The organism is Flavobacterium sp., from assembly GCF_044361015.1.
Lineage (GTDB): Bacteria > Bacteroidota > Bacteroidia > Flavobacteriales > Flavobacteriaceae > Flavobacterium.
Map to the genome: position 1 here is coordinate 168967 of NZ_JBIKJL010000001.1, position 13055 is coordinate 182021.

Here is a 13055-nt window from a genome sequence, read left to right on the forward strand (position 1 = left end):
CTCTACCATTCGATAATTTTATGAAATCATCGCCCCATTATCAACCCCATCACCATCCGGATTCACAAATACCAATTTCCCTTCCGCATTATTGGTCATCAAAATCATTCCTTCACTATCAACGCCACGCAAGGCTCTTGGTGCTAAATTGGCTAAAATTGTCACGCGTTTTCCAACTACTTCTTCCGGCGAAAAATGTTCGGCGATTCCCGAAACGATGGTACGAACATCCATTCCTGTATCCACTTTTAAAACTAGCAACTTATTTGCCTTAGGCATTTTCTCTGCTTCAATAATTGTACCAACCCGTAAATCAAGTTTGGCAAAATCTTCAAATGTTGCTGTTGGTTTTTGAGGTTCTACAGTTTTGCTTTCCATTTTATTAGCAGTTTTTGTCGCTTCTAATTTGTCTATTTGTTTTTGGATTTCGGCATCTTCAATTTGAGCAAACAAAATTTCTCCTTGACCAATTTGGTGGCCGGATTTTAACAATTCAGATGATTTGGAAATCAATTCCCAATTAATTACGGTAGAGACGTTGCATTGTAACGTCTTTAACAATTTTTGCGTTGTAAACGGCAAAAAAGGTTCTGATAAAACACCCAATCCCGCAGCAATTTGCAAAGCCACATACATTTGTGTTTTCACACGTTCCGGATCTGTTTTTACCATTTTCCATGGTTCTTCATCTGCTAGATATTTGTTTCCTAAACGGGCAACATTCATCAATTCTCCTAACGCTTCTCTGAATCGGTAGCGTTCGATAGAACTTGCTATAACCGCCGGATAGGCTTTCAGTTCGGCTAATGTTTGTTCATCAACGGCTAAAAATTCATTGGGTTGAGGAACAATTCCGTTGTAATATTTGTGTGTTAAAACCACCACACGATTAATGAAATTACCGTAAACCGCAGCCAATTCATTATTATTTCTTGCCTGAAAATCTTTCCAGGTAAAATCATTGTCTTTGGTTTCGGGAGCGTTTGCGGTTAAAGCGTAACGTAACACATCTTGCTTCTCCGGAAAATCAAGTAGATATTCATGCAACCAAACAGCCCAATTTTTAGAAGTCGATAATTTATTTCCTTCCAAATTTAAAAACTCATTTGCTGGAACATTATCGGGTAAGATATAGCTTCCTTCTGCTTTTAACATCGCCGGGAAAATGATGCAATGGAATACGATATTGTCTTTTCCAATAAAATGAACCAGTTTAGTGTCGGCATCTTTCCAATAAGGTTTCCAATCTTTTCCTTCGCGTGCCGCCCATTCTTTGGTGGATGAAATGTAACCAATCGGAGCATCAAACCATACATATAATTTTTTGCCTTCGGCACCTTCCACGGGAACATCAATACCCCAATCTAAATCTCTAGTCACAGCTCGTGGCTCTAAACCGCCGTCAATCCATGATTTTACTTGACCGTATACGTTTGGTTTCCAATCATTTTTATGGCCGACTAAAATCCATTCAGTTAAAAAATCTGAATATCGGTCTAATGGTAAAAACCAATGTTTAGTTTCTTTTTTTATGGGTGTTGTGCCGGTAATAGTCGACTTCGGATTGATTAAATCAGTAGCATTCAATGTAGAACCACATTTTTCACATTGATCGCCATAAGCTTCTTCATTGCCGCATTTCGGACACGTTCCAACAACAAAACGATCCGCTAAAAACTGGTCGGCTTGTGCATCGTATAATTGTTCAGTTACTTCTTCAATAAAATCACCTTTGTCATAAAGCGTTCTGAAAAATTCAGAAGCCGTATCGTGATGAATTTTTGATGAGGTACGTGAATAATTGTCAAACGAAATGCCGAAATCCAAAAACGATTGCCGAATGATTCCGTCATATTTATCAATAACTTGTTGCGGCGTGATGCCTTCTTTTTTCGCCTTCATTGAAATGGCCACACCATGTTCGTCACTTCCGCAAATAAAGGCTACGTCTTTTCCTTGCAAACGTTGGTAACGGGCATAAATATCTGAAGGAACGTAAACACCTGCTAAATGTCCAATGTGAATCGGACCGTTAGTGTATGGCAATGCCGCAGTAATTGTATATCTTTTGGGATTCTCTATCATATGATTTTGTTTCTCGCCAAGTCGCAAAGACGCAAAAAGGCAACCGTTAAAGTTTTCTGTTGCAAAAATAAGTTTTTTATCGCATAGACAAGTTGCTAAGCCTTCACAGATTGCAAATTATTTTTTAGAAGCTAATCCGGCTATTCGTTGCAAGCTTTTTTGTCTTGTTGTTTTTTTCTAAGCCAAAAAAGTAGCTCCCAAGGTCGCTCTTTTTCACCAAGAAAAAATACAACAATCCGGCAAAAGGCTTTCCACTACTATCCGGGCTAGATATAAGTGCCGGAAAGAAGTATCTATTTTATAAAAACTTGTTACAAAAAATAAATAGTTGTTAATTTGTTACATAGAAACCAATCAACTATGAAACATACTGTTCTACTTTGGTTTGTTTTGGCTCTTTTTTTCAATGCTAACGCTCAAATGGACAAAAAAATGATCACACCTCCTTATCTAAAAAAAGGCGACACGGTTGCTATTGTGGCAACTGCCCGAAAACATATTGACGATGACTTGAAACTCGCCAAAGAATTTTTAGAAAATTGGGGTTTAAAAGTTTTGATTGGTAATTCGATCGGACTGGATCAAAATCAGTTGGCAGGTACCGATGTAGACCGAGCTAAAGACTTTCAACAGCAATTGGATAATCCGAATGTGAAAGCGCTTTGGTGTGTTCGAGGCGGCTATGGAACGGTTCGAATGGTTGACTTGATTGATTTTACAAATTTTAAAATCCATCCCAAATGGGTCATAGGTTTTAGCGATGTGACGGTTTTACACAGCCATATTCATAACTTAGGAATTCAATCCATTCACGGAATGATGCCGGTGAATATTCCCAGAGCAACTCCCGAAGCCAAAGAGAGCTTGCGGAAAGCATTGTTTGGCGAAAGTCTTTCGTATGCCATTCCGTTTGATTCGATGAATAAATTTGGCAAAGCCAAAGGTGAATTAGTGGGAGGGAATTTATCTATATTATACAGTTTGTTTGGTTCGGATTCAGCAATTGATTGCACGGATAAAATTTTATTCTTGGAGGATTTAGATGAATATTTATACCACATCGACCGAATGATGATGAACTTAAAACGCAATGGTTGTTTGGAAAGTTTGAAAGGAATTGTGGTGGGAAGCATGACCAAAATGAAAGACAATGATATTCCATGGGGGAAAGATGCCTTGCAAATTATTGAGGACGTAACTAAAGCCTACAATATTCCGATAGTTTACAATTTCCCGGCAGGGCACATTCCGGATAATCGGGCGTTGGTTTTTGGAAGACAAGTAACGTTGGAAGTTAGTGAAAAAGGAACGGTTTTGAAGTTTGAATAATTTTATATTTTTTTAGAACACAGATTTTTAAAATCAAAGAAATTAGAATAATAGTTTTTTTAAATTCTTTAAATTTTACTAATTTTTATCATCTGTGTTCAAAAACTCTCTTAATGGAATTTGGATTTTAAATTTTTGAAGGGAACACAGATTTTTAAAATCAAAGAAATTAGAATAATAGTTTTTTTAAATTCTTTAAATTTTACTAATTTTTATCATCTGTGTTCAAAAACTCTCTTAATGGAATTTGGATTTTAAATTTTTGAAGGGAACAAAGATTTTTAAAATGAAAGAAATTAGAATAATAATTTTTTTAAATTCTTTAAATTTTATTAATTTTTATCATCTGTGTTCTGAAAAGTAGTTTTTTTTTGGAATTTGAACATTGGAATTTCTTTTTATTATGGCCCAACACAATGAATTAGGCAAAGAAGGCGAAAAAATAGCCGCTGATTTTCTACAAAAAGCGGGCTATGAAATCTTAGAACGCAACTGGGTTTTTCAAAAAGCCGAGTTGGATATTGTGGCCCAAAAAGCCAACATTTTAGCCATTGTGGAAGTCAAAACCCGAACCTCTGCCGATTTTGGTTTACCGCAAGATTTTGTAAAAGGGAAAAAGATTCAAAATTTAGTCAAAGCCGTTGATCAATACATGACCGAAAACGACCTTGATTTGGAGGTGCGTTTTGACATCATTGGTATTGTCCTCAACAATCACGAAACTTCTATTGAACATATTGAAGATGCTTTTTATTATTTTTAATGTTATATTTGTAACAAATTGTCTTTTATTTATAACTTTACCGTGTTTTTAAAACATTTTTAAATGAAAACAATTTCTTCTGTTGTTGAACATTACATCAAAACCAAACCTTTTTTATTGAGTGCTTTGTCGCAAGGCATCATCAATCTCACTTCATTATCTCGAAACATGATGCCCGAATTGGAGCAGGAATTGGGTAAAGATGTCAAGCAAGGAGCGGTTGTCATGGCTTTAAAACGCCTTTCGGAAGAATTAGATTTCAGAGTTAATCACAAAATCTTAAAAGTCTTAAAAAACATTGGCGAAATCACTGTTCGATCTTCGTTAATCGATTATACGTTTGCGGTTTCAGAAACCATTTTAGACAAACAAGCTGCTTTGATTTATGAAATCAATAAAGAAACAGGAATTTTCTACACGTCTTCAAGAGGCGTAAACGAAACCAATATTGTTGTTAGTGAAAGCGTAGGTCACTTAGTAGATAAACATTTTTCAGGCGAAAAATTGATTCAGAAATTGGATAATTTAGCCTCAATTACCGTAAAATTACCGAAAGAAAATATAAGCATTCCCGGAATATACTATTTCATTTTCCAACGTTTAGCTTGGGAAGGAATCATCATTAATGAAGTTATTTCTACCTCAAACGAGTTTACCATTTTAGTTAGTGAACAAGAAGTAGATGTGGCTTTTAAAGTAATTAAGGATTTAAAGAGTTTATAAAACTTATTTGACTTATATGGTTAATTTATTTTTCACCATATAAGTCATATATGTTTAAAGCTTTTAGTAGTTTTGAATTTTATCTTGCCATCAATTCCATCAATTCCAATGCTTTCTTAATAGACTTCACATTCTCAAAAGTCAACAATAAACGCAAACCGCTTTTGGTTTCTTTCTCTTTCATTTTGCATAAATTGCCATTTTGTTGCACAAATTGAAGTACTTTATGAAAACGAGAGGATTGGTAATAATCACTTTGTTGATCGCCCACAAAATAACCAATCATTTTGCCTTGTTTCATGATGAGTTTTTCAATACCTAATCGGGTAGCAATCCATTTGATACGGATGCTGTTCAACAAGGATTGGGCTTCTTTTGGCAATGCACCAAAACGGTCAATTAGTTTTTGTTCATAAGCCAATAAACCTTCTTCGTCTTTTACATTTCCGAGTTCGTTGTATAGATTCAAACGTTCATTCACGCTGTTGATGTAATCATCCGGGAACAACAATTCAAAATCGGTATCAATTTGCAAGTCTTTTACAAATTCTTTGGTTTCAATGTCATTTTCCTCCTGATACAATTCTTTGAATTCGTTTTCTTTTAGTTCTTCAATGGCTTCGTTCATGATTTTTTGGTAGGTTTCAAAACCAATTTCATTGATAAAACCACTTTGTTCACCCCCTAATAAATCGCCTGCACCACGAATTTCCAAATCTTTCATGGCAATGTTGAAACCGCTTCCTAACTCGCTAAATTGTGTTAACGCATTGATTCGTTTTCTCGCATCTTCCGTCATCACTGATTGTGGTGGCGTGATGAAATAACAAAATGCTTTTTTATTGCTTCGACCCACGCGACCCCGCATTTGATGCAAATCGGATAAACCAAAATTATTCGCGTTATTGATAAAAATCGTATTGGCATTTGGGACATCCAAACCACTTTCGATAATGGTTGTGGCCACTAACACATCAAATTCGCCATTCATAAATGCCAGCATTAATTCTTCTAATTTTTTGCCGTCTAATTGTCCGTGTCCAATGCCAACGCGAGCATCAGGAACGAGTCGCTGAATCATTCCGGCTACTTCTTTAATATTTTCGATACGGTTATTGATGAAAAAAACTTGACCATTTCGCTGAATTTCATACGAAATAGCATCCCGAATCAGCTCTTCATTAAAACCAACCACATGACTCTCAATAGGATAACGATTCGGTGGAGGAGTTGTAATAACCGATAAATCCCTCGCTGCCATTAATGAAAATTGCAACGTTCTCGGAATTGGAGTGGCGGTTAAGGTCAATGTATCAACCGTTGCTGAAATCGTTTTGAGTTTATCTTTTACATTCACTCCAAATTTCTGTTCTTCGTCGATAATTAATAAACCTAATTCTTTAAATTTTACATCTTTACTCACCAATTGATGCGTACCGATGATGATGTCCACTTTGCCTTCTGCCAAACCTTTTATCGTTTCACTTTTTTGTTTTGCGGTTCTAAATCGGTTTAAATAATTTACCGTCACGGGCATGTCTTTTAAACGTTCGGTAAATGTTCGAAAATGTTGATAAGCCAAAATCGTTGTTGGAACCAAAATGGCGACCTGTTTTCCGTTGTCAACGGCTTTAAAAGCGGCTCGAATGGCGACTTCTGTTTTGCCAAAACCAACATCACCACATACCAATCGATCCATTGGACGGTCGCGTTCCATATCGTTTTTTACATCTTGCGTAGCCGTAATTTGATCGGGTGTATCTTCATAAATAAATGAACTTTCCAATTCTTTTTGAAAATAACTGTCGGGAGCACAGGCAAAACCTTTTTCCAAACGCCTTTTAGCATACAATTGAATCAAATTGAAAGCAATGTGTTTGACTCTGGCTTTGGTTTTTTGTTTTAAAACTTTCCACGCATTCGACCCTAATTTGTAAATTTTTGGAGGTGTTCCGTCTTTTCCGTTGTATTTTGAAATTTTGTGGAGCGAATGAATGCTCACATACACAATATCATTATCGGCATATACCAATTTTATGGCTTCCTGCATTTTTCCTTCCACCTGAATTTTTTGCAAACCACCAAATTTTCCAATTCCGTGGTCAATGTGTGTCACATAATCGCCAACCGAAAGTTGCGTTAATTCCTTAAGCGTTATGGTTTGCTTTTTAGAATAACCGTTTTTGATGTTGAATTTATGATACCGTTCAAAAATTTGATGGTCGGTGTAGCATGCTAACTGATTTTCCTCATCAATAAACCCTTGAAAAAGTGAAAAAACGATTGTTTTATATTGTTTTCGAATGTTTTCATGATTTTCTTCATCAATACTTTCAAAAATATCATGAAAGCGATTGGCTTGATTTTCATTGGAACAAAACAAATAATTTTTTATTCCGTTAAAGTGATTTTCGTTCAAATCATTCAACAATAAATCAAATTGTTTGTTGAAAGAAGGTTGTGGTTTGGTATGAAATTCAAAACTTTTTTCAGTTTTGAAAATAGGTTTTAATCCGATTTCAACAATCGAAAAATCAAGAGCTTTTTTTACAAATAACGATTGATTGATAAAAAGTTCATCCGGAGAGGCATGTTTGATTTCACCTGAAAGTTTTCCGAAAGCTTCCGTTGCTTTTTTGAATAATTTATCAAATTGAGTTAAAACCATTTCCGTTTCCTGAACAAAAAGGACGGTTTTTGGGTTGATGTAATTGAGGAAACTTTCTCTATTTTCCTGTAAAAATTTATTTTCTACGTTGGGAATGATTGAAATTTTCTTTTGTTTTTCAAGCGAAAGTTGTGTTTCTACATCAAACGTTCGGATACTATCAACTTCATTTCCAAAAAACTCAATACGGTACGGATTGTCATTTGAAAACGAAAATACATCGATAATTCCACCACGAACGGAAAATTCACCAGGTTCCGAAACAAAATCAACGCGTTTAAAATTGTATTCAAATAAAACTTCGTTGATAAAATCAATCGAAATCTGATCGGCAACTGCCACTTTCAAAGTGTTTTTATCTAATTCTTTTCGGGTAACCACTTTTTCAAAAAGAGCTTCTGGATAAGTGACAATAATCGATGGTTTTTTGCGGGAATTGATTCGGTTTAACACTTCCGCCCGAAGCAACACATTGACATTATCTGTTTCTTCAATTTGATAAGGTCGTCGGTATGAACTCGGATAAAACAACACATCTTGATCGTTGATGAGGTTTTCTAGATCATTCAAATAGTAAGCAGCTTCTTCTTTATCATTAAAAAGTAACAAAAATGGTAATTCTGTTTTTTGAAATAAAGATTGAATGACAAACGAAAACGACGAACCAATTAATCCTTTGATTTGAATTTTTTTCTCGGGAATAGTAATACTTTCCGCTAACTGAACTAGTTTTACGGAAGAATTATAAACAGAATAGATGTTTTTTAAATTCAATTAATTTAAATTTTTCGGAACATTTTTAACCGCACGAGATGTGTCAAGCATTCGAATCATATCGGCTTCTCCTTTTTCCATTGGGATTTGATTTTTTCGAACTAATTCATTCATTTGTAATTCAATTGAAGCCATCTGAAGATTGATTTCAGCTATTAGATTGATTACTTTTTGATCTGGAATAGAATCCAAAGAAAGATACATTTCTAATGAACGAAATTTAGTCAACAATACAGTAAATCTACTTTTAAATTCATGCATAAATATTTCCCCAGGAATCGATTGTAAAACTTCATCTGCTTTTATAGAAAGGGTTTTTGATTTTTTTTGAAAGGCTCCTATTGAACTGGTTGGTTTTTGTTGTAGTTCAGTTAAAAATAAACGCCATTGAGCCCAGTCTTTTACTAATTCTTGGGAGGAAGGTTGAAGATTCATTGTTCTGAAATTCCAAGCACTGCTAATTTTTTTAAAAATAACTTCGTTTTTAGCAAGTTCTTTTTGTTGTTGAATCAATCGTTTCTCATTATCCTGCTGACAGGAAAAAAATATAAAAACAATCAAAAAAGGGAAAAACACTAGAATTTTCATTATAAGCAAATTTGATTTCAAAAATACAAAGGTAAATTGAATCTTGGTTATTCGCGTTAAAGCTTTCCAAAAAATAAAAGTGATTTCTTAACTGATTTCTCAATAACGAAAACGTTATATTTGTATTTTAAATCTAGAACGAATGAGTACAAAAATTCTGATAATTGGAGCCTGCGGACAAATAGGCACCGAGTTAACACATCAATTAAGAAACTTATATGGCAATGAAAATGTAATTGCTACCGATATTCGAAAGTTAAATAATGAAGTAGTTAATGATGGAATTTTTGAAGTATTGAATGCCCTAGATTTTAATCAAATTGAACACATTATTGAAAAATATCATGTAGAGGAAGTTTATTTAATGGCGGCATTACTCTCTGCTACAGCCGAAAAAAATCCTGCCTTTGCATGGGATTTGAATATGAATTCACTTTTTCACGTATTAAATTTAGCGAAAGCAAAAAAAATAAAAAAAGTGTTTTGGCCTTCAAGCATTGCTGTTTTTGGACCAACTACACCAAGGGAAAACACACCTCAATTCACCATTATGGAGCCAACAACCGTTTATGGAATTTCAAAACAATCCGGTGAACGATGGTGTGAATATTACCATAATATATTTGGTGTCGATGTTCGGAGTGTACGTTATCCCGGATTGATCAGTTGGTCAACGCCACCCGGTGGAGGAACAACTGATTATGCTGTAGACATTTATCATAAAGCTTTAAGTGATGGAAAGTTCGAATGTTTTTTGTCGGAAGAAACGCGTTTACCAATGATGTACATGGATGATGCAATACGTGCAACAATAGAAATAATGCAAGCCCCGGCTGAAAAAATTAAAATTCGTTCTTCTTATAATTTGTCCGGAGTAAGTTTTACTCCCAAAGAAATTGCAGCTGAGATTCAAAAACACATTCCGGATTTCACAATTTCATATAAACCGGACTTTCGTCAAAAGATTGCGGATAGTTGGCCTGGATCAATTGATGATTCATCTGCTAGACAAGATTGGAATTGGAAACATCAATTCAACATGAATTCAATGACTGTTGAGATGTTGGAAAACTTAAAAAAATCAATTTAAGAATTTCTTTTTAGTTTGTTTTAATTCCATTATTAGAATACTTTCGAGTGAATCTTTTATAGCAACGACTTGATTAGATTTGTCATTTGGGATAGTCATGGACAATACATAATGTTTAACTTTCCATTCTCCATTAACATTTTCTATAATTCCTGAGCCTCTACAAATTTTAAAGGAAGAGTCTAATAGTTCGTCAAACCAAGCAAATTTAGAGTTATTATCAAGATAAATATTTCTTTGGATAGGATGAAAAGTCCACGCTTTTCCTTTATCAAAATAAGGTTTTGAGAAATTTTCAAAGTCTTTTCGATTCCAGTTTTCGGTTGCGTCTGTTCCAATAAAAACAGCATCTTCTGTCATCAGCTTAAAATAATTTTCAAAATTTGCCTCTGCGGCTGCCTGATGCCAAAGATTGAGCATTTTATCAATATCTTTTTTGTTTTCAATTGGATTTGATTTTGAACAAGAAAATAGACATATTGAAATAAAAAGAAGGAATATAATTTTTTTCATCGGTTTTCAATTTGAAATAAAGATACAAAAAAAGAGCACTAAAACCGAAAGTGCTCTTTTCTGAGTTATTACTGATGGCAATAAAAGTAATAACGAACTTAACTAAAGTCTAAAACAAATAAGCAAAACCAACTTAAGGCTTATCAATTAAAATCGGTAACTAACCCCGGAATACAATCCAATAAAGTATGGTCTGAAACCACCATCATTGCTGCTAAAGGTGTTGATTTGGTATTTAAAGGTTGGTTCAAAATTTGCTTGAAAGGATTTCCAAAAGCGATATCTAAAACCAACTCCTACATTTGTGCTAAAATGAACGGTATTTAGATTATTTGCTTTTCCCAATGTTGCAGAAAAGTCATTTGAAATAACCGTTACTTCATTGTTATTTAGTATAAAGGAACTCATACCGCCAATGAAATTTATCCCTAATTTATTGTCTAAAATTTTATATGAAATTTCTAAAGGAATTTCAAAATAATCTAATTGTTGTTGTATTGAACCAGATTGTTTACTTTGTATAGCTTTTGGTTCAATTAAATTATCATGAACAACAATTGTAGCACCTTCATTGCTATAACTCAATGTTTCTATTCCCTTTCCAATAATTTCAGGATAAAAGGCAATGTCATTGGTTTTATAACTTAAATTTATTTTGCTTATGCCGGTTCGAAGATTGAATTTTTTATGAATATCATAATTCACTCCAAGGCCATAACTTAAAGTGTTTTGATAATCTTTTGGGTTATCAGCAAATTCGGAATCAATTGGTGAACCGTTGGAAGATGAACCCATGTAAATAGGGGCAACACTTGAAGTGATTTGCCACTTATTAACATTGGGTTCAACTTTTGGTTTTTTTTCTTTTTCTTTTAGCAATTCTTCCAACGCATTAGGTTCAATTTTGTTTTCAGTAATAGCTGAAAGGACAGTTGAATCTAAATTATTTTTAATTTGTTCTAAAGGATATTCCGTAAGAACAAATTCTTTTTTTGGTTCACTTTGTTGTGAATTTAATATTTCTTTTTCAAAGTTATTTGATTTATCATTGTGGGCTAGTTTATTTTTTTCTTCAATTAAACTGGCTAAATTTGGAAGAGGTAATTTACTTTTTTTCTGAATAGCAGAATTTTGAGATTTATTTTGAACTGTTTTTTGATTTTCAACATTATCATTAACAATTGCTACGCCCATTTTTGTTTTTTCAATTTGGTCAACTTTGTCACCTTGTTTTTTCTGATTTTCAATGGGTGAACTGGGATTTGTTTCAGACTTTTTTAAATCCATTTCGTCCAATACTATTTCATTTTTAATTTCTTTATTGGAAGAATTCATTACATATTGGATACCTAAAGTTCCAAAAACTAACAATGCTGCTACAGTCGATAATTTCCACCAAATTGGAATTACTCTTCGTTTTTCCTCTTTTTTATTGAGTTTTTCCTCAATGTTTTTCCAAACAATTTCCGGCGGATTTTCTTCAAAATCTTTGAATTGTTCTTGAAAATGTCGTTCTAAATTTTTTTTATCTTTCATTTGGCTTCATACATATCGTTGGACGCCTGATTTTCTATTTGGTCTTTCAATATCATTTTAGCTCTCGCTAAATTAGACTTAGAAGTGCCGGAAGATATTCCCATCATTTCTGCTATTTCATTATGTGAGTAACCATCTAAAACATATAAGTTAAACACCATTCGGTACCTGTCAGGCAATTCCTGAATTATTTTTAACAAATAACTCATGTTTATATTTTCTTCTTCAATTTCAACTTCAATTGTTTCCGGAATATTCTCCGTAACGATTTCAAAAACAGTATGAGACCTATATTTTTGAAGTATAAAATTAATCATTACTCTTTTTAACCATCCTTCAAAAGAACCTTTGTGATCATACTGATTAATTTTCTTAAAAATCAACAAAAAACCATCATGTAAATTATCTTGTGCTTCTGCATAATTCTTCGAATACTTCAAGCAAACGCTAAACAATTTAGATGAAAATAATCTGTATAATTGTTCTTGTGCTTTAGTATTTTCTTTTTTACAATCTTGTATTAGCTGATCTAAACCCACAAGCGTTCATTTTGCTAAAATTATTAATTAGTAACCGGTATTTCTATATTTTCATAAATTGCTTCACCATTTTCATCTTTACCTTTGTAAAATTTAAATAAATAGGTTTCTAAACTATTGGCATAAAAATTTAAAGAAACTTCTGAGGCTTCTCCATCATAAGTTTGACAATAACTATTATTAGCCACAGCACATTGTATTGCCATTGTCCTTGTATTATCAAAAGAATTATAATATAATCCCTGAAAAGCGTGACATGTTGTTGGCCTTTTGTAAAAAATTTTTATTTCGTAGTTATTTCTAAAAACGAAAGATTCCGGCACAATATAACTATCCACAGCTAAAATTTCATAATGAAATTTTGGTTCTTCATCAACACTACAGGAATTAAATAAAACAGCAATAACAATTAACCAAAAAAACTTTTTCATTTATTCTTTCTAAATT

At 33.5% G+C, this 13055-nt stretch carries 11 protein-coding genes; 4 read left to right on the top strand and 7 right to left on the bottom strand.

Annotated elements, in window-relative coordinates; all coding sequences use genetic code 11:
• Positions 1-18: 18 nt before the first annotated feature.
• Positions 19-2085, bottom strand: a complete 2067-nt coding sequence (gene metG / locus ACIQ2Z_RS00810) for a methionine--tRNA ligase (RefSeq protein WP_396182272.1) — start codon at positions 2083-2085, stop codon at positions 19-21.
• Positions 2086-2517: 432 nt separating this feature from the next.
• Between metG and ACIQ2Z_RS00815 the strand changes: the two genes are divergently transcribed.
• From ACIQ2Z_RS00815 to ACIQ2Z_RS00825, 3 genes are all read left to right on the top strand, one after another.
• Complete coding sequence (locus ACIQ2Z_RS00815) at positions 2518-3414, top strand: LD-carboxypeptidase (protein WP_396182317.1); 897 nt, start codon at positions 2518-2520, stop codon at positions 3412-3414.
• Between the two features lie 403 nt (positions 3415-3817).
• Positions 3818-4177 (top strand): YraN family protein, encoded by a 360-nt coding sequence (locus tag ACIQ2Z_RS00820; protein WP_396182318.1) that lies wholly within the window; start codon positions 3818-3820, stop codon positions 4175-4177.
• Positions 4178-4240: 63 nt separating this feature from the next.
• Complete coding sequence (locus ACIQ2Z_RS00825; protein WP_396182273.1) at positions 4241-4900, top strand: aspartate kinase; 660 nt, start codon at positions 4241-4243, stop codon at positions 4898-4900.
• Between the two features lie 79 nt (positions 4901-4979).
• Here the strand turns inward: ACIQ2Z_RS00825 and mfd are convergent, their stop codons facing one another.
• A complete protein-coding gene (gene mfd, locus ACIQ2Z_RS00830; RefSeq protein ID WP_396182319.1) occupies positions 4980-8276 on the bottom strand; it encodes a transcription-repair coupling factor in 3297 nt (1098 codons plus the stop codon).
• Between the two features lie 66 nt (positions 8277-8342).
• Positions 8343-8930 (bottom strand): hypothetical protein, encoded by a 588-nt coding sequence (locus ACIQ2Z_RS00835; protein ID WP_396182274.1) that lies wholly within the window; start codon positions 8928-8930, stop codon positions 8343-8345.
• Between the two features lie 142 nt (positions 8931-9072).
• On the opposite strand from ACIQ2Z_RS00835, the gene ACIQ2Z_RS00840 reads away from it, so the two are divergent.
• Positions 9073-10020 (top strand): L-threonine 3-dehydrogenase, encoded by a 948-nt coding sequence (locus ACIQ2Z_RS00840; RefSeq protein ID WP_396182275.1) that lies wholly within the window; start codon positions 9073-9075, stop codon positions 10018-10020.
• On the opposite strand, the gene ACIQ2Z_RS00845 is transcribed toward ACIQ2Z_RS00840, so the two are convergent.
• The 4 genes from ACIQ2Z_RS00845 to ACIQ2Z_RS00860 all read right to left on the bottom strand — a co-directional run bounded on the left by ACIQ2Z_RS00845 (position 10012) and on the right by ACIQ2Z_RS00860 (position 13039).
• The gene (locus tag ACIQ2Z_RS00845; RefSeq protein ID WP_396182276.1) at positions 10012-10533 is read right to left on the bottom strand and encodes a nuclear transport factor 2 family protein; all 522 of its coding nucleotides are present in this window, start codon (positions 10531-10533) and stop codon (positions 10012-10014) included. The two genes, ACIQ2Z_RS00840 and ACIQ2Z_RS00845, sit on opposite strands and share 9 nt — an antisense overlap.
• A gap of 147 nt (positions 10534-10680) precedes the next feature.
• Positions 10681-12069, bottom strand: coding sequence for a hypothetical protein (locus ACIQ2Z_RS00850; protein ID WP_396182277.1), 1389 nt, complete (start codon positions 12067-12069; stop codon positions 10681-10683).
• Positions 12066-12608 carry an RNA polymerase sigma factor gene (locus tag ACIQ2Z_RS00855; protein ID WP_396182278.1) on the bottom strand — a complete coding sequence of 181 codons (543 nt, stop codon included), beginning with the start codon at positions 12606-12608 and terminating at the stop codon, positions 12066-12068. Before ACIQ2Z_RS00855 ends, ACIQ2Z_RS00850 begins: the two co-directional genes overlap by 4 nt.
• Positions 12609-12631: 23 nt before the next feature.
• Positions 12632-13039, bottom strand: coding sequence for a hypothetical protein (locus ACIQ2Z_RS00860; protein ID WP_396182279.1), 408 nt, complete (start codon positions 13037-13039; stop codon positions 12632-12634).
• Positions 13040-13055 lie beyond the last annotated feature (16 nt).